This window comes from Algoriphagus limi (assembly GCF_024919275.1).
Lineage (GTDB): Bacteria > Bacteroidota > Bacteroidia > Cytophagales > Cyclobacteriaceae > Algoriphagus > Algoriphagus limi.
In genome coordinates this window covers 954223-976796 of the sequence record NZ_JANWGH010000001.1, presented here as the reverse complement: position 1 = coordinate 976796, position 22574 = coordinate 954223, and the positions used below count along the sequence as shown (strand labels likewise).

The following is a 22574-nucleotide window of genomic DNA, read 5'->3' as shown; positions in this document are numbered from 1 at the left end:
TAATGGAAGAAAAACCCATGAATTGGAATCGCCTCTATTGGGCTTTGATGATTAGTCTAGGCGTTTTGATACTCTTGTTTTACCTTTTGATGACCAGCTATTCATGAGTACACTCGATTGGATTGTTTTATTTGGAACATTAGGGGCTATTGCTGCCTATGGGATTTATAAAACGAGAGGTCAGAAAAATTTAGATTCCTATTTGCGTGGAAGAAATACCATGAATTGGTGGACCATTGGGCTTTCTATAATGGCTACCCAAGCGTCAGCCATTACTTTTTTAAGTACACCTGGGCAAGCCTATGAAAGTGGAATGGGCTTTATTCAATTCTATTTCGGGCTTCCTCTGGCTATGATTATTATTTCTGTGGCCTTTATTCCGATTTATTATCGGCTCAAAGTTTACACCGCCTACGAATACCTTGAAAGTCGCTTCGATCTAAAAACCAGAACTCTTGCAGCCTTATTATTCACTATTCAACGGGGATTGGCTGCGGGGATTACCATCTATGCACCAGCGATTATTCTTTCAACACTCTTAGGATGGAATTTGACCTGGACAGTGGTATTTATCGGAGCTGTGGTGATTCTCTATACTGTGTCTGGAGGTACGGCAGCAGTATCTATTACCCAAAAACAACAAATGGCAGTAATGATGGGAGGGATGATCTTGGCTGGGATTATCGTTATTCAATTGCTTCCAGTTTCATTTGGTGAGGCGCTGCATATTGCAGGGAAAATGGAGAAGCTGAATTTGGTCAATCTGGAATTTGATCCTTCTGACCGGTATAATGTCTGGTCAGGGATGACTGCGGCGGTATTTCTGTTTTTGTCTTACTTCGGGTCGGATCAAAGTCAGGTGCAGCGCTACCTTTCCGGGCAGACCTTGAGCCAAAGCAGAATGGGATTGATTATGAATGGATTTTTGAAAGTCCCCATGCAGTTCATCATTTTGTTCATCGGAGTTATGGTCTTTGTTTTTTACCAATTCTATCAGCCTCCAGTAGTTTTTAATACAGTTCAAATCGAAAAACTTCAAGAAAGTAATTACGCTCCTGAGTTTGAGGAATTACAGAATGGTTTTGGAGAGAATTTTGAAAAAAGTAAAGCGGCCTATCAAGAATTGATTCAAGCGATTGAGGCAGGTGATGAAATCAAGCAAACAGAATTGAAGGCGGGACTTTTTGAACTAAAGCAAGAACAAGAAAAAATTCGAGATGAGGTAAAAGAACTGATTGTAAGAAATGACCCAGTAGCTGAAACACGAGATACCGATTATGTTTTCATGCGTTTCGTGATGGATCATTTACCTGTAGGGATTGTGGGACTTCTTTTTGCAGTAATTTTTTCAGCAGCTATGTCTTCAAGTGCTTCTGAACTTAATTCCCTTGGCTCGACCACCACGATCGATTTGTATAAGCGATCTATTCGTTCTCAAGAACAGGATCAGCATTATGTTTTGTCTTCAAAATTGTTTACCGCTTTTTGGGGAGGTGCTGCAATCTTATTTGCGATTTATGCTTCCCTTTTTGAAAATCTGATTCAAGCTGTCAATCTTTTAGGCTCGCTTTTTTACGGAACTATCCTAGGTATTTTTATGGTAGGCTTTTTCATGAAATGGATAAAAGGATCCGCCGTGTTTTTAGCTGCTTTGTTATCTCAGGTTTTAATTCTGATCATTCACTTCAAAAATGGAGTTGGGTTGTGGGGATTCACTTGGGATATTGGTTTTCTATGGTACAATGCCATTGGATGTTTATCAGTGATGCTTTTTGCAACCATAATCCAAGTTTTCAAAAAGTAAAAAAGAAGCCTTCCCCGATTGAGGAAGGCTTTTTTGCTTATTTTAATGATTTGATCAATCGCTCATTTAAACTGATATAATCAGGGTTTTTGGCTTCTTCTGCCATTTTCATGGATTGCTGAGCTGAGGCAATCGCTTCAGCATTTTTGCCTAGAGCTGCTTCAATTTTAGCTCTCAAGTGCATTGTCCAATATTTGGGATCAGAGTCAGTGGAAACTTTAATCCACTCATACGCCTGATTCAAATCCTTCTGAGAAGTGAAGTAGTAATTGGCTGCAGCATATAATAGACTTGGATCTTGTGTATTCGTATCAATCACCATTTCTTTGATTTGGGACATAACTACAGGATCAACATCCATAGAAATTCTAAAATCTACTCTAGTATTTTCCCATTTCATAGAAAGGTCAGCTCCATCATCCGTCATGTTATTGAAGCTGATTTCAAAGGTCTCATACTTTCGACTCAGTTTCTTTGGCTCAACTTGGAATCTCAACAAATCGTCATCCGCGGTATAGCCAATAGCTCCCCAAAGTTGGGTGTTTTTTGAGATAACAATCGTCCAAGTAGATTTTCCCGGGATGGTGTAAATGGCGTATTTACCCGCCGGTACTTTATTTCCTTCCAGCATCACTTCGGTTGAAAACTCCAACGTTGTTGCTGCATTGGCACCGGTTCTCCAAACCTGACCATAAGGCACTAGCTCTCCAAAAATCTTTCTTCCTCTTGTACTTGGTCTAGAATATTCAACCGTTACATCGGTCAATCCGATTTTTTGGGAAATTTTTGCTGAAGGTGAAGCTTGAGGCATTTGAAGTTGCTGTCCAAAAGACAAACATGACCAGCCCATCAAGGCAATCAAAATGATAAATCTTAGCTTATTCATGTGAAATCGATTAAATTTTATTCGGATAATTTTTACCAAATTTAAGAGGTAATTGTTTCTTTTTTTGATTAGTGGAAATATCCTGTTTTCCATAGCCGTTATTCACAAGTTGCTTTTCTGAAATTTGTAAGTATGAGTGTGGTTATTATCAGTCCCGGAAGAAATCCTGAACCTTGGATTAAGGCTCTCAAAAATTCAAATCCCAATTTGGAAATAGAGGTTTTTCCCGATGTGAAAAATCCTAATGAAGTGGAGTATGCCTTACTTTGGCAGCATCCGGAAGGGATTTTATCAGAATATCCCAATTTGAAATTAGTCAGTTCAATGGGAGCTGGAGTTGATCATATATTGAGTGATCCGAATATTCCTGAGAATCTTCCAATCGTGAGGATTGTGGATGATAGGCTAACCTGGTCCATGACTAATTATGTGGTAATGGGAGTTCTAAACTTCCATCGCCAAATTCAACGCTATGAGGCTGATAAAAAGCGAAAGGTTTGGGATATGTCTAATCCTGAAATCCCGGTAACTATCGGAGTGATGGGTACAGGAGCATTGGGATTTGATGTGTTAGAAAAATTAGATTTCATGGGATTCCCCGTGGTTGGCTTTGGGTACTCTGAAAAAACAGATTTTCCTTATCCTTATTATTCCAAAGAGCATCTACAGGAGTTTCTTTCAAAAATCAATGTTTTGGTTTGTCTGCTTCCATTGACACCTTATACTGAAAATATTCTGAACATGAAACTGTTCGAAAAATGTACCCCAGGCACCTATTTGATTAATGTGGCTAGGGGTAAACATTTAGTAGAAGAGGATTTGCCAATTGCAATAGAAAAAGGGTTTTTATCAGGAGCTCTTTTAGATGTTTATCGAGAGGAACCCTTGCCTGAGAACCATCCTTTCTGGGAAAATCCGGCAATTTCTATGACTCCTCATATTGCCAGTGTAACAAATCCAGCCGCGGCAGCTCCGCAGGTGGTAGAGAATATTCGTCGCATGGATTGTAACGAACCCCTATTAAATCTCGTCAATCGGAAAAGAGGTTATTAAGATGGATTCACCAAACGTCATACTTTGTCCCACTGATTTTTCGGAATGCTCTCTGAACGCAATTGAATATGCGGCAAGGATAGGGGAGCGTTATGGGTCCACTTTGATTTTGATTCATGTAGCCAATCGGGAGGATTATTTTAAGTTGAATCCTTTGAGCAACGAGGCGGATTATCAATTAGCTTTTTTGAAAGAAAAGCTTTCCAATTTGCAGCAGACCGTAAGAAATGAATCAATTCCTAAAGGCTTAAAAGAATGTCATGTCTTGATTTGTGACGGGGATATTGTCAAGGAACTGATCAAAGCTAGTGAAGAGACGAAAGCGCAACTTTTGGTGATGGGTACGGAAGGGATGAATGAATTACGGAAAAACATTATTGGAAGTCGGACCAGCAGAATTGTAGAAAAATCAAAAGTGGATGTTCTGGTTGTTCCTCGAAAGGTGTTTTATAAGCAACCTCGAAAATTAGTATTTGGTACTGATTACCGAGAGGAGGATAAAGTTGCTATTCAAAAAATTGTAGAATTCGCGAAATTCTTTGATGCCGAAATTGACATTGTCCATGCTTCAGAGGGAAAAAACAAACTCGAAAAGCCACTTCATCAGGTCATGATTGAGGAACTAAAGCCTTTCATTAAGTATGATCGAGTGAATTTCGTTCTGAAGTCTTTTCGAGATGATTTGGCTTTAGGACTGGAAAATTATTTGCAATCAGCTAAAGGTGATATGCTGATTACTTTAAGTCGTCAGCAGGATTTTTTCAATAAAATTTTCACCAAAAGCGTCTCTAAAAAGATGTCTTATTTCATCACAAAGCCCCTTTGGGTAATCAAGAATTTTTAGGCTTTCCAAAAGGCTTTTTTAAGAATTGAAGAAAGTCCTTTCTGGTCTTTTCATCTACAAAAACATCTTTCAGAGTTTTTACAAAATAACCAAAAGTCAAAGTTGCTTTTTCCTCCTTTTGAATTTTTGGAAAAAGAGCAGGACTTTCTTCTTTTGGAGCAGTGGTTTGTTTGTTTTCCGGGGCTTTATAACCGACTAACTCATCAGCCTTATCAAAGCTTTCCTTCGATTTCTTTTTATAGCCTAGTTTCTCTTCAACCAGCCCTTTATTGTTGTATGCTACAGCATCTTCAGGGTCTAATTCAATAGCTTTTTCATAATCTTCGATCGCTCCTTTCAAATCTCCGATTCTGTCTTTGAAAAAAGCTCGGCTACTGTATCGGTAAGGATTGTTTGGGTCTAAGTTGGCTGCCTTGTCGAATTCGGCCAAGGCTTCTTCATTTCGATTCAATAAGTGTAGAACTACTGCCCGGTCTGCAATAAAATCGGTGTTGTATGGTTCAAGAGCAATAATCTGATCAAAATCTTCAAGCGCATTCTCTGTTTTACCCATTCTGGATAAAATTCTTCCTCGATATAGAAAGTATGAAGTCTGACTTTGATCTTTTTCGATGAGCTGATTAAATACCGTAAGTGCTTCTTCGAATTTTCCTGCCTTGTAATATTCTATGCCTACTTGAAAGTTCATGTCTCTGTTTTGGAATAAATACAAAGTTAATGCATGAATAGTTTTTCAAATAATCAAATTGCTTTTGGAGGCTTTTCAGGAGTACTCTTATCTTTAAGTCCCAAATCACAGATCTATGCCTAAAAATCCAAATGACGTTGTCAAAGATTTGAAAGCCGGAAAGTTTTCACCGGTTTATTTTTTGGATGGAGAAGAGCCTTATTACATTGATCTGATTACCAAAATCATTGAAGAAACGGCTATTCCGGAGCACGAGCGTGGATTTAACCAATTGGTGATTTATGGCAAAGATGCCAATATGGGAGTGGTTTTGAATAATGCCCGTAAATTCCCCATGATGGCAGAGCGCCAACTCGTAGTGGTCAAAGAAGCTCAAAGTTTACCGGATTGGGGAAATGAAGGGATTCCCGAACTTTTAATCAAATACATAGAGAATCCGCTTCCGAGTACCATTTTGGTATTTGCCTACAAATACAAGAAAATAGATGGTAAGACCAGTCTTGGGAAAGCTCTAAATAAATACGCAGTCTATGTCCGGTCTGAAAAGGTGCCGGATTATAAAATGAATGAGTGGGTAGAGCTTTATATCAAAGGAACAGGCCATCAAATTGATCCAAAAGCAGCAGCTCTTTTGGCTGATTCCATTGGAAATAATCTGGAGGTTATGACCAATGAAATTGGTAAAATGCTAATTAACTTTAAGGAGCCTACCCAGATTACGGTTGATCACATTTCGAAATATGTGGGGATCAATAAGGACTACAATAATTTTGAATTGCTAAAGGCGATTGGTTATAAAAACGCCTACAAAGCCAATCAAATCATCCAATACTTTTCTCAAAACCCTAAGAATCATCCGGTGATTCCGCTTTTTTCATTAATCTACTTTTATTTCCGGCAATTGGCATTGATTCATGAGAATAAGGCAAGAACCAATGATCAGGTGGCTAGTATTTTAAAAATGAATCCTTTCATCGCTAGGGAATACCTGGCTGTTTCAAGAAATTATAATTTGGGCAAGATAATTGAGGTGTTTAAACACATTCGGGAGGCAGATCTTCGTTACAAAGGAGTAGAATCTGGAAGTATGAGCGATGCTGAAATCCTCCGGGATCTTGTGTATAAGATTTTACACTGAACCTCAATTACCAGCTATGCGATACTACCTAGTGCTATTGGCTAGTCTAGGTTTGAGTTGGAAGGCATCCGCCCAGTCTACTCTTTACCAGACCAGTCCTCAGCGTGTTTTGGATGAACAGGCTTCCTTTTTTCAAAACCAGCTTTTTTCAGCTACTCTTCTGGAAAACCAACAATTAGATTCCAGGAATTTTTATGATGACCAAGTTCGATTAGGAAAGCTTAAAGCCGCTCAATCTGCTTTGGAATTAGAAAGTCCGAATGGGGTTGGATTAATGAAATCCTATATTTCTGATAATCGGAATCATCCCTCCGTCAATTCTGCTGGACTTTATTTAGGTGATCATTTTTTCTACAAAAGAAACTACAAGGAAGCAGTTGATGGATATAGGATGGTAAATGCTTCTGATCTCGATCCTGAAAGCCAAGCCGATGTACTTTTCAAGCAAGGGTATGCCTATTTCCAATTAAAAGACTTGGATTCGGCAGCAATTTTCTTTGATCAGGCAAAGACATTGGGACAGCCGATTAGTTATGATGCCTACTATTACAGCGGCTATATCGCTATGCAATCGGGAAATACTGCTAAGGCTATTTCTGATTTGGAAAAAGCGGGTCAATCGGCATTTTATGCTCCTAAGGTCCCTTACTTATTGGCGTCTCTATATTACCAAGAAGGTCGCTATCAGGATTTGATTAACTATGGAGAATCAAAACTAGCTTCCAATGCAAATTTGGAGCGGAAGGAAATGATTCACTTGTATTTGGCAGAAGCTTATTTTGAGCAAAAAGAATTTGCTAAGGCTGCCGAAAATTATGATGCATTTGTTAATTCCAGAAAAGGGGAATTAAGTCTAGAGCAAGTTTATAAAGGTGGAGTTGCGCAGTTTGAAATTGAAAATTACCAGCGAGCAACGGATTATTTGAAGGTTTCAGCTTCCGCGCAAAATGAAATGGGGCAAGCCTCTTCCTATTATTTGGGGCATGCTTATCTCAAGTTGGATAACTTTCAATTTGCCAGTACCTCCTTTAAATCAGCTGCAAATTCTGATTTTAACCAACAAATAAAAGAAGAAGCTTTATTCAATTATGCTAAATCCAATCTTCAGAAAGGGAGCTTTCAAGAAGGGATCTCTGGCTTGGACCAATACTTAAATGAATATCCTAACGGGACTTATCGGCGAGAAGCTGAAACCTTGCTTTCCGAAGCGTTGATTAATACCAGTGATTATTTGCGCGCCATTGAACAAATGGACCGTATTCAAAATAAATCTCCAAGAATTCGAGAGGCATATCAGCGAGTGGCTTACTATCAAGCAATGGTATACTTCCGAGATAAGAGGTATCCTGGGGCAATTGCCTATTTGGATAAATCTTTGGCATTTCCAGTAAATCGGGATTTAGTACTCGAAGCACATTTTTGGAAAGGGGAAATTTATTCTGCTGATGGCCAATTGGATCAGGCAATTTCTTCCTACCAAAAAGCCTTAGATCTAGGACGAACCACTTCAAGTGCGTATTTGAACAAAAGTTTGTATGGTTTGGGGTATGCTTATTTCAACTCCAAGCAATATCGAGAGGCGGAATTTCAGTTTAAAACCTACACCGATAGACTTCGAAGTCGAGAAAACAAAGAAAACTATGACGATGCCTTACTTCGTCTAGGGGATTGCTATTACGTTCAAAAACGATTTTCTGAGGCCGAATCCACTTTCCAACAGGCGATCTCTGAAAGGAATTCAGGAATTGATTATGCTTATTATCGATTGGGTGTTGTTCAAAATTTCCAAACAAATAATAGTGCTGCTCTTCGGAACTTGGATCAATTGATCGCGAATTATCCCAATTCGCTTTATCTAGAGGATGCCCTGTTTCAGCGTGGTCAAATCTTAATGGAAGAACTTAGGTACAGTGATGCGACTTATGCCTTTTCGGATTTGATTTCTAGGAGACCAAATAGTCCATTTGTACCATTTGCTTTGGAAGGAAGAGCTGTGGCTAATTTTTCACTTCAAAACTACAATGAGACCATTCGGGATTACTCGACCATTCTAGATGAACATCCTAATTCTTCCAATTCTGAAACAGCATTAAAAGGACTTCAAGAGGCTTTGGCGCTTCAAGGAAGAGCGGGAGAGTTCTCAGCTTATTTGGATAAATACAAGCAAGCGAATCCTGATGGAGGATCAGTTCAATCTTTGGAGTTTGAATCAGCCAAGAGTTTGTATTTCGAACGGAATTTTGCACAGGCTGCAAGAGCTTTTGAAAATTATTTGAGGAGCTATCCTCAAACAGCTCAGCGCAATGATGCTCTTTATTACATGGGTGATTCCTATTTCCAATCAAGTAATCAGGAAAATGCTTTAGCTGCGTTTTTAGAATTGGAAAAAGAACCTGCATCTCCGCAGCGACTTCGCGCAATGCAAAAAATAGGGGAGATCAGGTTGAATCAGAAAGACTATACAGCAGCAATCCCATACTTGGAATTGGCTGCTTCAAATGCTCGCAGCAAGGTAGAAGAAGCTGAAGCTTTGATGGGTTTATTGGAAGCCTATAATCAAACTAAGCGCTATCGGGAAGTGATTTCTACTGCGGAGAAGCTTGAATCCTTGGATGGTATATTACCAGAATCTACTCCAAAGGCCCTTTTGGGCAAAGCAAAAGCACAATTTGCTTTGAATCAAGATCAAGCAGCCGAGGTTACGCTTTCCGTTTTGGTGGATGAGTACAAGACTCTTGAAGGAGCAGAAGGCTTGTATTTATTGGCGAAAAATTATCAGGAAAAAGGTCAAATAGAACAATCGAATGAAAGCATTTTCGAAATGTCAGGTCCCTTTGCGGATTTTGGATATTGGTATGGCCAAATGTTTTTGCTAATCGCTGATAATTACCAGCAGCTAGGTGAGGCTTTTCAAGCCAAAGCAACGCTGGAATCCATTGTAGAAAATGCAACCGATGAAGAGGTTCGAAAGATTGCTCAAGAGAAACTTCAAAAACTGAACTAATCCATGCGAAAAAGATATCTAGTCCTAGCCCTTGTTTTTTCTTGGATCTCGAATGATCTCTTGGGACAAATTCAGTCTCGTGGAGAAGTTCAGGATCAGGAGTTTGTAATTCGAAAAGATCGGGTTTTAACCTTGCCCACGCAGCCAAGGATATTTGAAAAACTTCCTGTCTTACCTCAGCCAAAAGGCCTATCCGATTTCAACTATACGGTGAAATTTTATGAGTTGGATCTGCCCCCAGTATCACTAGATGTTGAGCCTGCACAAAAGGTCTACAGACGAGACTACAAGGATTTGTTTCCAGGTTATTTGAAGCTTGGGTACGGTAATTTTGCTAGCCCTTTGCTGGAAGCCCGATTTATGGCTACAGAGGTGTATGACTGGAATTATAGCATAGGCCTCAAGCACCAAAGTTTTGGAAAAGGGCCAATTCTTGATGAACAGTCAAAAGAATCCCATACTCAACTGGGAGGAGCCTTCAGTTATTTTCTAGATCAGGCTGAGGTTTTTGGAGGCTTAAATTGGAATCAGGATTCTTATTCTTTTTATGGAATAGATACTTCTGTTTTCAGTAATCCGAATTTGGATTTTGGAGGTATTCAAGGCAATGTATTAAGTACGATTCATTTATCTGCTGGTATCAGGGATATTGAAAAAGTTGGACCTGTCTCGTATGAGGGGAAAGTTCATTTCAGAAATTTCAAGGACAGCTATCTTGCTCAGGAAAGTGAAATTGGGCTTTCGGGAAAAGGAATTTTTAGAGCATTAGAAGATTGGAAAGGGTCTTTAGAAGTGTCCTATTTTCACACTACTCCGGAGGATGAAGGGTATGATGAAACCAGAACCTATTTTGCTATTAGGCCAGAGGTTGGATATGAATTAGATGCTTTTCGGTTTTCGGCAGGTTTGAATATTGTGTCTGAAAACGATTCTGTGCCTGGGAAATCCAGTGATTTTAGAATTTTCCCTGTATTAAAGGCTTCGTATCTGTTTGCGGATGAATTTGGATTTTTTGGTGAGTTTTCCGGTGATGTTCAGCGAAATACCTATTATAGTTTTGTAATGGAGAACCCATTTCTAGGACCTTCATCTCAGCTTTTAAACACAATTAACAATTACAAAATAGCAGGAGGGATAGAAGGGCGAGTTCAAAATAAAGTCCATTATAAAGCTGGTATAGATATTAGTCGCTTTAATCAGATGCACTTTTTCATCAACTCACCAGCTGATACTTCTCGATTTCAATTGGTCTATGATGATAAGGTGAGCGTCTTTAATATCAATGCTGAATTGGGTATACAGATTCAATCAATGTATCGATTATCCACCCGGTTGGATTTGTACCAATATGACATGAATACCTTATCAGAAGCTTGGCATAGACCTACTTGGCAAGTAGGAATCAATAATCAACTTACTCCTTTTGAGAGCTTACTGATTCAAATGAACTTCAATTTGATGGGAGGAATCAAAGCTCCTCAGCGAACAGAAGAACCGGATTATTTTGCAGTAAAAAATCTAAAATCTATCGCAGATTTACATTTGAAGGCTGAATATCAGATCACAGAGAAGATTGGAGTTTTTGCCGAGGGAAATAATTTGCTGAATGGAAAAAATATCCGTTGGCAAAATTATCCTGTAAGAGGAGTTCAATTGTTAGGTGGAGCCTGGCTTAAATTTTAATTTGGGTTTGGCTTTCCCTTCAAATCGATTAGTTTCGTAGCAGGCTATTTTTCAAAATTCGCTGTGGAGAAAAAAGTAAGTAAAACCTGGAATGATTCTAAGGATTTTGGGCTTCCTTTCGTAGAAGTCAAAACTCTGAAAGAGCAAGAACAAATTCCGCAAAAATCGGAAAAGACTGAGACTATTCCTGCTGAGGAAAAGCCTTTGGAAGCAGGTGAATTACGAAAGAAAATCCGCTCTCAAATACCTGTAAAGCCAGCTGAACAAACAGAAATTCCTCCAAAGGAAAAAACGATTGTAAAAGAGGAGGATTCTGTTCAAGAACCTGAAAAAGAAAAGCCAAAGAAAGAAAAGGAAGCTGTTCAAAGGCCTATTGAACAAACCATTCCAGAAAAAAAATCTCAAAGTTGGGTTATTTATGTCCTTTTCATTGGACTACTCCTAGTTTCTGCAATAGTCTGGCAGCTAATGAAGGAGGAGGAACCTATCCCAGTAGCAACTGAACAGACAAATACTCAACAAGAGCCTATTGCTCAGAATGAGCAACAGGTAGTTCAAGAATCAGAAAATATTCAAGAAGAAGCACCTGAGGAGGTCGCTGAAAATCAGGAAACTGAAGAAGAAATTCCTCAAGCTCAAAATCCAATTCCCCCAGCAACCGAAACTGGTACAACAATTGAGCGTAGTGTAGAGAGATCTTTGATCCGAATAGAATCAAGAGAAGATCGATCCCGCTATTTCATTGTTGTTGGAAGTTTGCCTTCCGAACGGCTAGCAGTTTCAAAATCTGAAGAATACTGGGATCGCGCTTCAGAGCTTTATTTGATCACGCCATACGAAGATTCCCCAAATTATCGTTTGGCAATTGGGAGATATTATTCCTTCTACCAAGCGAATCAAGCTCTTTCGGAAATCAAAGACGATTATTCCGAAGCATTGTGGATTTTGAAATATTAATATGATTTTACTACAAACTCTCTCTACAGACTCGCTTTCGATGGCGGATAGTCTGAGCATGAATGGTATGGGCCAAGAAATCGGTCTTCTTGATCTTTTGATCAAAGGAGGCTACATGATGATCCCTTTGTACCTACTCTTCATTTTAGCCATTTATATTTTTGTGGAACGGCTAATGACTCTAAAAAAGGCATCTAAAACACCAGCTCATTTATTAGATCAGGTTAAAGTATTGGTTTCAAGCGGTCAGGTAGAAAAGGCCAAGATGCTTTGTGCTGATGAAAAAACTCCAATCGCCAATATGATAGCCAAAGGAATAGAGCGAATTGGCTCTCCTTTGAAAAATATTGAAGTATCTATTGAGAATGTAGGCAAGATCGAGATCTATAAGCTTGAGAAGAATCTTAGCTTGTTAGCAACTGTCTCCGGTGCAGCTCCAATGATCGGTTTCTTGGGAACAGTAGCAGGGATGATTCAGGCGTTTATTGCCATCGCTCAAGAGGAAGGAATGGTTTCGCCAAAACTCCTCTCAGAAGGTATCTACGAGGCAATGATTACTACGGCTACGGGATTGGTAGTAGGTATTTTGGCCTATTTGGGCTACAATTATTTGGTTACCCAGGTATCCAAATTGGTTCATCGTATGGAATACGCTTCCATTGAGTTTATTGAATTGCTTCAAGAGAAATAATCATGGCACTTCAGTCAAAACATAAGGTCGAATCAGCATTTAGCATGTCCTCAATGACAGATATCATTTTTCTATTATTGATTTTCTTTATGCTTACTTCCTCCTTTATCACTCCGTCAGGCTTGCCAGTTAACTTACCATCTAGCGAGACTTCAGATATTGCCATGCAGGAAGTAACCGTGTCTGTAACGAAAGATCTCCGTTATGCGGTCAATGATAAAGTGGTCAATAGGGAGCAAATCAAGTCTGAATTGACCACTTTATTAAAAGATAAAAAAGGACAAGTGGTACTTCATATTGATAAAGAAGTTCCTGTTGAATATCTGGTTGAAATCGGAGGCATTGCTGCTGGTTTAGAGGCGAATGTTTCAATCGCAACAAAACCGTATTAAAATGGAATTTTGGAATGCGGATAAGGTAGAAAGTGAAAATAAGAAGCGAGCTGGTTGGATTACTCTCTTGCTAAATATCTTATTGCTGATTGCAATCTATTTTATCGTAGTTTGGAAACAGCCCATTCCGCCACTTCCAACCTTTGGATTGGAGTTAAACCTTGGTTTTGATCAAGCCGGATCAGGAGAAATCAATAGTCCTAATCCACCTTCTGAAACTCCCTCCTCTGTGGTAGAGTCTGCAGCGCCCGGGGAAGTTGCTAAACAAGTTACTCCTGAAGCTACCCCAACTCCAGCACCACAAACGACTCAGGCGAAACCGAAGTCCAATCCTCAGCCTTCAGCAAATCAGGCAGTTTCTAAAAATCCTTCACCAATCAAAGGTGAGGAGAAAGCGAGTGAGGTTAATAAAGAGCCCGATCCTAAGCCTATCGAACCTTCCAAAACTGTGACTACACCAGCTGAATCAAAAGCTGAAGAAACTGTCCAAAAAGCTCCTGAACAGCCCAAAATCAATGAAAGAGCATTGATGGGTGCTGGCGGAACAAAAGGGAAAAGCAATCAGCCAGCCGCAGGTGGTGCTCAAGGTGATTCTAATCAAAAAGGTGATGCCGGAGATCCTAAAGGAACGGTTGATGGAAGAGCTATTATGGGACAGGGAACAGGGCAGGGGACAAATTCAGGCTCTGGATATAGTTTGGATTTAGCAGGTTGGGATTTTGCTGCCAGACCCAATATCAATGACCGTGTTTCTTCCCGAAATGGAAAAATTGTATTTAGAATTACGGTGGATGATTCAGGTAGAGTCGTGCAAGCCGTTCCTTTAGAGTACAATGTTTCTAATGAAGTTTTGGCCTATTACAGGCAGGTTGTCAATCAAGTTTCCTTTAAACGTCAAGGTGGTCCTGTCGCAGATTTTTCAACAGGGAAAATCACTTTTATTATTAAGGTAGATTAAAAAATGACCTATCAGGAGACCCTGGATTTTTTATTTAACGCTCTTCCCATGTTTCAACGAGTGGGAGCTTCAGCATTTAAAAAGGACCTTTCGAATACTTGGGCTTTATGTGAGCATTTGGGAAATCCTCAAGAGAAATTCAAAGCAGTTCACATTGCAGGAACAAATGGAAAAGGAAGTTCTTCGCATGCATTAGCAGCAGTTTTACAACAGGCAGATTATAAAACGGGGCTATATACTTCTCCACATTTAAAGTCTTTTACAGAGCGGATTAGAATCAATGGGATTGAAATTCCAGAACAAGAAGTGGTTCTTTATGTGGCCGAAAACAAAGACTTTTTGGAAGAGCTAAAGCCTAGCTTTTTTGAAATGACCGTTGCGATGGCATTTTGGTTTTTCGCCAAGGAAAAGGTCGATATCGCAATCATTGAAGTAGGAATGGGAGGGCGATTGGATAGTACCAATGTGATCAATCCAGAGCTTTGTTTGATTACCAATATTGGCTGGGATCATATGCAATTTTTGGGAGATACTTTACCAAAAATTGCTGGAGAAAAAGCTGGAATTATCAAGGAAAATACTCCTGTAGTCATTAGCCAAACTCAAGAGGAATGTAGAGAGGTTTTTGTTGAGAAAGCTACTGAAAAGCATGCTCTAATCGTTTTTGCTGATGAAAAATGGAAGGTTAAACGGATTGAAGAAAAGGAAACTCAAAATTCATCCTCTAAAGCACATTATGAAGTTTTTCATGAAGGGAAGTTTTCAAAATTGAGATTTGGCTTGTTGGGAGATTATCAGGTCTGGAATATTCCTGGAATTCTGGAGACCATTTTTCAACTTCAAAAATTGGGTTGGAATATTTCCAATCTGGACATAGAAATAGGGCTTTCTAATATCTCGGAGCTTACTGGTTTGAAGGGGCGTTGGCAGATTTTGGGTTCATCACCTTTGATTATTGCTGATACGGGTCATAATGAACCTGGAATTCGTGCTATTTTAAATCAGTTAGGTAAGTATTCTTTCGGAAAGCTTTGGATGGTATTAGGGATGGTGAACGATAAGGATGTTTCCAAAATTTTAGCACTTTTGCCTAAAAATGCCAATTACATTTTTTGTGAAGCAAAGATTCCTCGTGCTTTTGCTGCCGGAGATTTAGCTGAAAAGGCTGAGGAATTTTCTCTGTTTGGAGAAATAATCCCCAATATTCCAGAAGCAATCGAATATGCTCGAAAAAATGCAGCACCAGATGACCTGATTTTTATAGGAGGCAGTACTTTTGTGGTCGCAGAAATCAAGGAACTTTAAATGAGTAGAAAGAAACTGGTTCGCTTCAAAGCGAATGAGGAAAATCCCAACGTAATTCAGGCTGGGAAACCAATTTTTGAGGAAATCAAAGGAAATTGGAAGGAGCGTCAATTCGAAAATAAAAATCCAATTGTGGTTGAATTGGCCTGTGGGCGAGGAGAGTTTACTGTTGGACTTGCTCGTGTTTTTCCCAATCAAAATTTTATTGGAGTTGATATAAAGGGGAGTAGAATCTGGAAAGGGAGTTCTACGGCTACGGCAGAAGGGCTCCAAAATGTAGCTTTTCTTCGAACACAAATCCAACAATTAGATAAGTTCTTCGCTTCAGGAGAAATTGATGAGCTTTGGATTACTTTTCCTGATCCTTTTCCTCGAGATGGCGATGAAAAGCGTCGCTTGACCTCTCCTCGATTTTTGGATATGTATAAGCCTTTGATCAAAAAAGAGGGTGTTGTTCATTTTAAAACCGATAATACAGGGCTTTTTGAATACACTCTTGACTTATTGAAATCCCGAGAAGATATAAAATTGATTGGTTTCACGCATGACTTTTACCAGAGTGAATGGAAAGACGATCACTTTGGCATAAAGACTAGATATGAAAAGATTTTTACCGAAAAAGGCGAAAAAATCAAATATCTGAAGTTCCAGTTTATTGGATAAAGTTTGGTGCTTTGTAAGCTGGATGAGGGTATTTATAAAAGCCTTCACCGGTTTTTTCTCCCAATTTCCCCGCATCAATATAGGTTTTTAATAAAGCCGCAAACGCTTGTGATGCAGAATCTTTCCTGTTTTTGGTGACATGCCAGGCTGTATCCAATCCGATTGAGTCCAAGATTCCAAAAGGTCCCATAGGCATATGGAAATTGACCATCCATGAGCGATCAATATCTTCTATACTCCCAACTTCACTAGTCAATAGCTTTCCTGCTGCTCCAATTAGAGCCAAAAGCATGGTATTGAAAATATAACCTGGGTTTTCCTTTTTGACCAGAACAGGGACTTGATTGAGTTTTCGCCCCAATTCTTCCAAAAGTGGAATTAATTCGGGGTCTGTACCGGGGTGAGGCATGATATCGACAATTCTTGAGTAGAAGACATCGTGAAAATGAAAGGCACAGAATTTTTCAGGTCTGCCTGATTCTTCGGCAAACATGGAAGGCAATAGGTAAGAAGTGTTGGTAGTAAATATGGTCTTCTCGGGGGCTATCTCTCCAAATTGTTTCCAAACCTTCTCTTTGATCTCTACATCCTCGGTAACGCTTTCATTGATAAAGTCAGCATCATGGATGGCTTTATTTGGCTCCGTCGTGAAGTAAATTCTGGAAAGTATTTTCTCTTGAGGTTCGTTTAAAAGCTGTCCTTTTTCCAATTGAGCAAGGATTTTCTTCATGGTCTTAAAACCAAAATCAAGGGCTTTCTCATTTATGTCAAAAACAGAGACTTCAAAACCAGAAATAGCGCTTTGAAGAGCTACTCTAGAACCAAGTGTTCCAGCGCCAAGGATGCAGATTTTATGAATAGTCATGCTTAGATTTTTTCAGTTAGAATACTTTTTTCTGCTTTTTTAGCAGCCGCTTTTACTACCTCAATCAGTGCAGCAAACCGTGGGTCATTGGCTTGCCCCAACTTGTACCGTTTATAAATTTGCTGGGCAATCACAGCAACTTTAAATAAGCCAAAAGCATAATAAAATAAGATGTTTTCTAAATTCAGATTTGAATGTTTTGAATAATATTCAATTACTTCTTTCCGAGTAAAATTTCCAGGTAGATGGGTGAGATTGAACATTTTTAGAATATCTGCATCCTCAGTTTGTGCCCAATAAGCTAGGCTTGTTCCTAAATCCATCAATGGATCTCCGACGGTGGCCATTTCCCAATCTAACACAGCTTTGATTTGGGATAAATTATCAGGATTCAAGACCAGATTATCATACTTGAAATCATTATGAATAAAACCTCTATTTTCTGTTTGAGGAATATTCTTTCCCAGCCATTCGGCAGCTTTATCCATTTCAGAAATTGGATCAGTTTGAGACCTATTGTATCGCTCCGTCCAGCCTGATATTTGCCGCTGCACATAGCCTTCGGGCTTTCCCAGTTGAATAAGTCCAGATTCTTCTAATTCCAGCTTATGAAGTTCGAGAAGGCTGTCAATTGTATTTTGAGATAATTTTCGGAGTGTTTCTTCATTGGGAATTGGTCCTGAAGCGGGAAGCTTATTGCGAAGTACTTTTCCTTCCACAAATTCCATGATGAAAAATGGTGCTCCCAAAACATCCTCACTTTCATAAAATAGAATGGGCTTTGGTCCTTTGGAGTAATGCGCTTTTTGCAAAGCTTCCAATACCTTGCTTTCTCTTCCCATATCGTGGGCGGTACTTATTTTATACCCAAAAGGAGGTCTTCTAAGAGCGAATTTTCCAACTGGCGTTTTTAATAGATAGGTCAAATTTGAAAACCCACCAGATAAGGAGCTGATTTCTATTTCTTGAGAATCACAGTTGAGTTCTTCACCCAAAAATTCCTTGAGTGCATCAAAATTCATTTCCTTCATGCTTTTGGGAAGTTTTTAAGGATGGACTTAGCTAAAGAGGCCTTGTGAACTTCATCTGGCCCATCATAGATTCTAGCCCCTCTTTCATGCCTATACCAAAATGAAAGAAGGGTATCATCGGTAACTCCTAAAGCACCGTGAACTTGGATAGCTCTATCTATTACTTTCATTAGGACATCCGCTACAAAAAACTTGATCATGGATATCTCCTCTTTGACTGCTTTTGATCCATGAACTTGCATTCGGGAAGCTACGTCCAAAACCATTAACCTACTTGCGTTGATTTCGGCACGACTTTCTGCTATCCAGTTTTGAATTGTTTGTTTTTCTGCCAATGGTTTTCCTGGATACAATTCCCTAGTAAGAGCCCGTTGGCACATTAAGCTAAATACGCGCTCACAAATTCCTATCCATCGCATACAGTGATGAATCCTTCCCGGACCAAGCCTCTCTTGTGCTAAAGCAAAACCCTGTCCTTCAGAGCCGATAAGATGATCGACTGGAACTTTACAATTTTCAAATTTAACTTCTGCATGTGATATATAGTCTTCCCCTTCTTCACCCATGATTGGGATATTTCTAATCAGGGAAAACCCTGGATTATCTAGCGGAACTAGGATCATACTAGCCTTTTTGTAGGGAGAATCAGCTTCTGGATTTGTTACTGCCATGACAATAGTAAAAGTGGCTCCATCTGCTGCAGTTGTAAACCATTTGTGGCCATTGATATTATAAAAATCCCCTTCACGCTTCGCCGTTGTACTGAGGATGATCGGGTTGCTTCCTGCATTTTCAGGCTCTGTCATAGCAAAGCAACTTCTGATTTTTCCTTCCTGTAAAGGCTTTAGAAATTTTTCTTTTTGCCATTCGGAACCAAAAAGTTCCAACAACTCCATGTTTCCAATGTCTGGAGCTTGGCAATTGAAAATAAAATGACCAATTGGACTTTGACCGAGAATTTCAGAGACTTTAGCGAAATCCACTAAGCTTAGGCCTAAACCTCCGACATCTTTTGGAAGGTGGGGGGCAAATAATCCTAGCTTCTTTGCCTTTTCTCGAAGTTCGTGAAGTTGAGGAAGAAAGGATCTGAATGGTCCCTTAACGACCTTTAAATCAATTGGAAAAAGCTCGTTTTCAACAAAATGCCTGTAGGAAGACAGTAGAGAATCTAGCTCTTCCTTGGATAAATTTTCGTTTGTACTCATAAATATCAAATAGTAAACCCTCCATCAGCAGTAAAGACTGCGCCTGTTGTATAGCTTGATGCTTCTGATGCCAAAAAGAGGGCCATTGCTCCGATTTCTTCAGAAGTTCCTGCACGCTTGATGGACAGGTTTTGGAGGATCATGTTCATGATTTTTTCATTGCTCCAAAGCGCTTCTGAAAACTTGGTTTGGATCAAACCAGGGCAGATAGCATTCACTCGGATTCCTGCACCTCCCCATTCTTTTGCATAAACCTTTGTTAGAGAGATTAATGCTGCTTTGCTTACAGAATAGATTCCCAGTCCTTTTTCAGGGGAAATCCCTCCGATAGAACTGATATTAATAACAGAGGCATTGGATGATTTTCGGAGGTGAGGGAAGCATAGACGTGTCAGTTCAAAAGGTGCTTTTACATTGACATCCATGATTTTGTCAAAAGCCTCGAGACTTGTCTCATGGACTGGACCAAAAACCGGGTTGGAAGCTGCATTATTTACCAAAATATCAATCTGTCCATATTTTTCGACTGTTTGATCTACGAGGCCAGGAAGTTCTTCCATATTTCCAACATTACAGGCGATACCTGTAGCCTCATAGCCTTTTGATTTAAGTTGATTTGCCATTTCGTCCAAAACTTCTTGTTTCCGGCTACTGATCACAACTTTGGCACCTGCTGCGGCAAATATTTCAGCGATACTTAAACCGATTCCTTTACTGGCTCCCGTGATTAAGGCAACCTTTCCATCCAGAGAAAAAATTTTAGATAAATCCATATATCAGCGTTTGGTGTTTTCTTTTCAAGATATAAAAAAAATGGCCTTTGGTAAGGGCAGAGCTAGAATATATCCCTAGTTTTATTGAAAATAAACTCATGAAATAATCCTATGAAAGAGATCATTTTTGAAAAGCTAGGTAAGCCTTTAGAAGTACTTGAATTGCGAGAATCTGAAATTCCTACACCCAAGGAAAATGAAGTGTTAATTCGAGTTACGGCTCGAAACATTAACCCTTCGGATATCATGTTTATCCAAGGTATGTATGGGATCACGCCTAGACTCCCAAGTAGTGCCGGATTTGAAGCTGCAGGTGTTATTGAAAAAGGAGACGCTTCCGGTCGTTTTTCAAAAGGAATGCGAGTTATGTTTACCGCATTAGGAACTTGGAGAGAATATGTGGCCGTACCAGTAGGAGGGGTAATTCCTGTTCCTCAAAATATGCCCGATGAGTTAGCCTGTCAAGCATTTGTAAATCCGCTTACTGCATTTGGAATGTTGGAAGAATCAGGCCTGGAAGAGGGGCAATGGTTGCTCATAACTGCAGGAGCATCTGCTTTTGGTAAGTTTGCCATTCAATTGGCTAAGGAAAGGGGAATTAAGGTAGCTGCTACTGTTCGTCATGATGATCAAGTAGAACTTTTAAAAAAATTAGGGGCTGACTTGGTGGTAAATACCGAAAAGGAAAAAATCTATAAGATTATCCCTGAACAAACAGGAGGAGGGGTACATGTGGTTTTTGATGCAGTATCAGGAAAAATTGGTTCACAAGCTTTGTCTTGTCTTAGAGCTAATGGGAAAATGATGGTTTTTGGGGCTTTGAGTTTGGATAATTTATCTATCAATAGCGGTTTGTTGATCTTTAGGAATTTGACTTTAGAAGGATTTTGGTTGAGTACTTGGACTGAAAAATTGGATCATAAAGCTCGAATTGAGGCATTTGGTAAAGTTTTTCATTTTCTGATGAGTGAAGATTCCCAAGTTGATATTGCCGGGAAATTTCCATTAGAATCTTTCCGGGAGGCAATTATGGAATATGAAAAGCCAGGTAGAAATGGGAAGATTCTATTAATGGGTTAATTTCTTTGAAAATGCCATGCTTTGCGAGGCTTATTACCGATCTTTGTGGCTCAAATTAATTTTCAAAACCAAAACAAATACGAATGAATTGGGAAAAGCTGGACCAAGAACTAACTGAGATTGTAGAAAAGCGGATCCAACTAGCGGCGATGGATTATAGTGATGAGAGTTACGATGATCTTGAGGAAGTCCTCCATGATTTGGAGGATGATTTCAATGAAGAATATGAGGAGGTTTTAGAAAAGGAGCTTGAAAAAATCTATGAGCTTTTGAAGTCGGATACTGACATCTTACTTCCTACAGCTTACATTGCTAATAAGTACAAACCACTTCAAGCTGATGCTAAAGGTGTGGTGAGTTATGAAGTGTCTGGACATGAAGGAGTTCCTATTGAATCCGATCAATTTGACCGACAGGATGTTCGGATTGTGCTGATTCCAAATCCAGCCCGGTTTGTAATGCTGATAAATGGGAGGCCTTTAAAAGATCTTTGGAGGAGTAGATAAAAATAGCCCCGTTTGATATTCTCAAACGGGGTTTAATTTTTAAGCGAATCCTAATTTCTGTCGAACTTTTGAAAGAATTTTTTCCCCTTCAATTTTTGCTTTCTCCTCACCGGCAGAAAGTTTAATTTCGATTTCTTTCGGATTACTCATATAGAAGTCAAATGCCTCTCTTTCTTTTACGAATTTTTCAAGGATCAACTCCAATAATTCTTTCTTGGCATGTCCATAGCCGTAATTCCCACCAAGATATTTTTGCCTCATTTCTGAAATTTGATCCTTAGAAGCTAAGAGACTGTAGATTTTATAGACATTACAGGTGTCAGGATCTTTCGGTTCTTCTAATGGAGTACTATCAGTTACGATTTGATTGACGTTTTTCTTCAACTGTTTTTCTGGAAGAAAAATATCGATGGTATTCTGATAGGATTTACTCATTTTTTGCCCATCTGTCCCCGGAATGGTTTTTACCTCCTCTGCAATTCTCGCCTCAGGAATTGTGAAAATATCCTCTTCCATAATCCTATTGAATGCAGAAGCTATATCCCGAGTCATTTCCAGATGTTGCATTTGATCTTTGCCCACTGGTACTAAATCAGCGGAATAGAGTAGGATGTCAGCAGCCATTAAGACTGGATAGGTGAAAAGACCAGCATTCACATCTGCTAATCGATCTGCTTTGTCCTTGAAACTATGGGCATTGGCTAGCATAGGGAAAGGAGTGAAGCAGTTTAGATACCAAGTCAATTCTGCTACTTCTGGTCTCCGGGATTGACGGTAGAAAACTGTTTTTTCGATATCCAATCCAAAAGCCAGCCATGCTGCAGCTACGGCAAGGGTGTTTTGCTTCCTCAATTCTCCATCCTTAGTGGTAGTAAGGGAATGAAAATCTGCTATAAAAATGAAGGACTCCTCAGCATTTTGTTTTGCTAATTCGATAGCAGGCTTGATCGCTCCTAAGATATTTCCTAGATGAGGCCTTCCGCTACTTTGAATTCCTGTCAGTACTCTTGCCATTTGTTAAATTTTGGCGCAAAATACGTAAAAGAGC

General features: G+C 39.4%; 21 protein-coding genes. 14 read left to right on the top strand and 7 right to left on the bottom strand.

Translation table 11 applies throughout. The features are described from left to right. Positions 1-103: 103 nt before the first annotated feature. Positions 104-1804 (top strand): sodium:solute symporter family protein, encoded by a 1701-nt coding sequence (locus NY014_RS04310; RefSeq protein ID WP_259413307.1) that lies wholly within the window; start codon positions 104-106, stop codon positions 1802-1804. Positions 1805-1841: 37 nt separating this feature from the next. On the opposite strand, the gene NY014_RS04305 is transcribed toward NY014_RS04310, so the two are convergent. Continuing rightward, positions 1842-2690 carry a DUF2911 domain-containing protein gene (locus NY014_RS04305; protein WP_259413306.1) on the bottom strand — a complete coding sequence of 283 codons (849 nt, stop codon included), beginning with the start codon at positions 2688-2690 and terminating at the stop codon, positions 1842-1844. A 132-nt stretch (positions 2691-2822) separates the two neighbouring features. Here NY014_RS04305 and NY014_RS04300 point away from each other — a divergent pair, with 132 nt between their 5' ends. Together NY014_RS04300 and NY014_RS04295 are read left to right on the top strand one after the other, a co-directional pair. Then, a complete protein-coding gene (locus NY014_RS04300; protein WP_259413305.1) occupies positions 2823-3743 on the top strand; it encodes a 2-hydroxyacid dehydrogenase in 921 nt (306 codons plus the stop codon). A 1-nt stretch (position 3744) separates the two neighbouring features. After that, positions 3745-4587, top strand: a complete 843-nt coding sequence (locus NY014_RS04295; protein WP_259413304.1) for a universal stress protein — start codon at positions 3745-3747, stop codon at positions 4585-4587. On the opposite strand, the gene NY014_RS04290 is transcribed toward NY014_RS04295, so the two are convergent. Further along, positions 4574-5275: a tetratricopeptide repeat protein gene (locus NY014_RS04290; protein WP_259413303.1), complete on the bottom strand. Its 702-nt coding sequence runs from the start codon at positions 5273-5275 to the stop codon at positions 4574-4576. The two genes, NY014_RS04295 and NY014_RS04290, sit on opposite strands and share 14 nt — an antisense overlap. A gap of 115 nt (positions 5276-5390) precedes the next feature. Here NY014_RS04290 and holA point away from each other — a divergent pair, with 115 nt between their 5' ends. The 9 genes from holA to trmB all read left to right on the top strand — a co-directional run bounded on the left by holA (position 5391) and on the right by trmB (position 16066). Next, a complete protein-coding gene (gene holA / locus NY014_RS04285) occupies positions 5391-6413 on the top strand; it encodes a DNA polymerase III subunit delta (protein WP_259413302.1) in 1023 nt (340 codons plus the stop codon). A gap of 16 nt (positions 6414-6429) precedes the next feature. Next, a complete protein-coding gene (locus NY014_RS04280) occupies positions 6430-9417 on the top strand; it encodes a tetratricopeptide repeat protein (RefSeq protein ID WP_259413301.1) in 2988 nt (995 codons plus the stop codon). A gap of 3 nt (positions 9418-9420) precedes the next feature. Further along, positions 9421-11100, top strand: coding sequence for a TonB-dependent receptor (locus NY014_RS04275; RefSeq protein WP_259413300.1), 1680 nt, complete (start codon positions 9421-9423; stop codon positions 11098-11100). A 63-nt stretch (positions 11101-11163) separates the two neighbouring features. Continuing rightward, complete coding sequence (locus NY014_RS04270; protein ID WP_259413299.1) at positions 11164-12057, top strand: hypothetical protein; 894 nt, start codon at positions 11164-11166, stop codon at positions 12055-12057. A gap of 1 nt (position 12058) precedes the next feature. Continuing rightward, entirely contained in the window at positions 12059-12748 is a 690-nt protein-coding gene (locus tag NY014_RS04265) for a MotA/TolQ/ExbB proton channel family protein (RefSeq protein ID WP_259413298.1), read from the top strand. Positions 12749-12750: 2 nt separating this feature from the next. Beyond that, the gene (locus NY014_RS04260) at positions 12751-13140 is read left to right on the top strand and encodes an ExbD/TolR family protein (RefSeq protein WP_259413297.1); all 390 of its coding nucleotides are present in this window, start codon (positions 12751-12753) and stop codon (positions 13138-13140) included. Position 13141: 1 nt separating this feature from the next. Then, positions 13142-14098 carry an energy transducer TonB gene (locus NY014_RS04255; protein ID WP_259413296.1) on the top strand — a complete coding sequence of 319 codons (957 nt, stop codon included), beginning with the start codon at positions 13142-13144 and terminating at the stop codon, positions 14096-14098. 3 nt (positions 14099-14101) lie between these two features. Then, positions 14102-15403: a bifunctional folylpolyglutamate synthase/dihydrofolate synthase gene (locus tag NY014_RS04250; protein WP_259413295.1), complete on the top strand. Its 1302-nt coding sequence runs from the start codon at positions 14102-14104 to the stop codon at positions 15401-15403. After that, positions 15404-16066, top strand: a complete 663-nt coding sequence (trmB, locus tag NY014_RS04245; RefSeq protein WP_259413294.1) for a tRNA (guanosine(46)-N7)-methyltransferase TrmB — start codon at positions 15404-15406, stop codon at positions 16064-16066. On the opposite strand, the gene NY014_RS04240 is transcribed toward trmB, so the two are convergent. The 4 genes from NY014_RS04240 to NY014_RS04225 are packed head-to-tail and all read right to left on the bottom strand — an operon-like array spanning position 16056 to position 19940. Then, positions 16056-16931, bottom strand: a complete 876-nt coding sequence (locus tag NY014_RS04240) for a 3-hydroxyacyl-CoA dehydrogenase (RefSeq protein ID WP_259413293.1) — start codon at positions 16929-16931, stop codon at positions 16056-16058. The two genes, trmB and NY014_RS04240, sit on opposite strands and share 11 nt — an antisense overlap. 2 nt (positions 16932-16933) lie before the next feature. Further along, complete coding sequence (locus tag NY014_RS04235) at positions 16934-17962, bottom strand: phosphotransferase family protein (protein WP_259413292.1); 1029 nt, start codon at positions 17960-17962, stop codon at positions 16934-16936. Continuing rightward, complete coding sequence (locus NY014_RS04230; protein ID WP_259413291.1) at positions 17959-19167, bottom strand: acyl-CoA dehydrogenase family protein; 1209 nt, start codon at positions 19165-19167, stop codon at positions 17959-17961. The genes NY014_RS04235 and NY014_RS04230 overlap by 4 nt, the downstream gene beginning before the upstream one ends. A gap of 5 nt (positions 19168-19172) precedes the next feature. Next, on the bottom strand, positions 19173-19940 hold the full coding sequence (locus NY014_RS04225; protein ID WP_259413290.1) for an SDR family NAD(P)-dependent oxidoreductase: 768 nt from the start codon (positions 19938-19940) through the stop codon (positions 19173-19175). A gap of 111 nt (positions 19941-20051) precedes the next feature. Between NY014_RS04225 and NY014_RS04220 the strand changes: the two genes are divergently transcribed. Further along, a complete protein-coding gene (locus tag NY014_RS04220) occupies positions 20052-21020 on the top strand; it encodes a zinc-dependent alcohol dehydrogenase family protein (RefSeq protein ID WP_259413289.1) in 969 nt (322 codons plus the stop codon). Positions 21021-21103: 83 nt separating this feature from the next. Further along, entirely contained in the window at positions 21104-21526 is a 423-nt protein-coding gene (locus NY014_RS04215; RefSeq protein WP_259413288.1) for a hypothetical protein, read from the top strand. Positions 21527-21565: 39 nt separating this feature from the next. Here NY014_RS04215 and trpS read toward each other — a convergent pair whose 3' ends face one another. Continuing rightward, complete coding sequence (gene trpS / locus NY014_RS04210) at positions 21566-22540, bottom strand: tryptophan--tRNA ligase (RefSeq protein WP_259413287.1); 975 nt, start codon at positions 22538-22540, stop codon at positions 21566-21568. Positions 22541-22574: the final 34 nt, after the last annotated feature.

What these genes read in the sequence shown, in the direction of transcription:
- trpS (WP_259413287.1), bottom strand. Translation starts at nt 22,540, where the DNA reads ATGGCAAGAGTACTGACAGGAATTCAAAGTAGCGGAAGGCCTCATCTA.
- NY014_RS04310 (WP_259413307.1), top strand. Translation starts at nt 104, where the DNA reads ATGAGTACACTCGATTGGATTGTTTTATTTGGAACATTAGGGGCTATT.
- NY014_RS04235 (WP_259413292.1), bottom strand. Translation starts at nt 17,962, where the DNA reads ATGAAGGAAATGAATTTTGATGCACTCAAGGAATTTTTGGGTGAAGAA.
- NY014_RS04260 (WP_259413297.1), top strand. Translation starts at nt 12,751, where the DNA reads ATGGCACTTCAGTCAAAACATAAGGTCGAATCAGCATTTAGCATGTCC.
- NY014_RS04290 (WP_259413303.1), bottom strand. Translation starts at nt 5,275, where the DNA reads ATGAACTTTCAAGTAGGCATAGAATATTACAAGGCAGGAAAATTCGAA.
- NY014_RS04255 (WP_259413296.1), top strand. Translation starts at nt 13,142, where the DNA reads ATGGAATTTTGGAATGCGGATAAGGTAGAAAGTGAAAATAAGAAGCGA.
- NY014_RS04305 (WP_259413306.1), bottom strand. Translation starts at nt 2,690, where the DNA reads ATGAATAAGCTAAGATTTATCATTTTGATTGCCTTGATGGGCTGGTCA.
- NY014_RS04230 (WP_259413291.1), bottom strand. Translation starts at nt 19,167, where the DNA reads ATGAGTACAAACGAAAATTTATCCAAGGAAGAGCTAGATTCTCTACTG.
- NY014_RS04225 (WP_259413290.1), bottom strand. Translation starts at nt 19,940, where the DNA reads ATGGATTTATCTAAAATTTTTTCTCTGGATGGAAAGGTTGCCTTAATC.
- NY014_RS04280 (WP_259413301.1), top strand. Translation starts at nt 6,430, where the DNA reads ATGCGATACTACCTAGTGCTATTGGCTAGTCTAGGTTTGAGTTGGAAG.
- NY014_RS04300 (WP_259413305.1), top strand. Translation starts at nt 2,823, where the DNA reads ATGAGTGTGGTTATTATCAGTCCCGGAAGAAATCCTGAACCTTGGATT.
- holA (WP_259413302.1), top strand. Translation starts at nt 5,391, where the DNA reads ATGCCTAAAAATCCAAATGACGTTGTCAAAGATTTGAAAGCCGGAAAG.
- NY014_RS04250 (WP_259413295.1), top strand. Translation starts at nt 14,102, where the DNA reads ATGACCTATCAGGAGACCCTGGATTTTTTATTTAACGCTCTTCCCATG.
- NY014_RS04215 (WP_259413288.1), top strand. Translation starts at nt 21,104, where the DNA reads ATGAATTGGGAAAAGCTGGACCAAGAACTAACTGAGATTGTAGAAAAG.
- trmB (WP_259413294.1), top strand. Translation starts at nt 15,404, where the DNA reads ATGAGTAGAAAGAAACTGGTTCGCTTCAAAGCGAATGAGGAAAATCCC.
- NY014_RS04240 (WP_259413293.1), bottom strand. Translation starts at nt 16,931, where the DNA reads ATGACTATTCATAAAATCTGCATCCTTGGCGCTGGAACACTTGGTTCT.
- NY014_RS04265 (WP_259413298.1), top strand. Translation starts at nt 12,059, where the DNA reads ATGATTTTACTACAAACTCTCTCTACAGACTCGCTTTCGATGGCGGAT.
- NY014_RS04275 (WP_259413300.1), top strand. Translation starts at nt 9,421, where the DNA reads ATGCGAAAAAGATATCTAGTCCTAGCCCTTGTTTTTTCTTGGATCTCG.
- NY014_RS04295 (WP_259413304.1), top strand. Translation starts at nt 3,745, where the DNA reads ATGGATTCACCAAACGTCATACTTTGTCCCACTGATTTTTCGGAATGC.
- NY014_RS04220 (WP_259413289.1), top strand. Translation starts at nt 20,052, where the DNA reads ATGAAAGAGATCATTTTTGAAAAGCTAGGTAAGCCTTTAGAAGTACTT.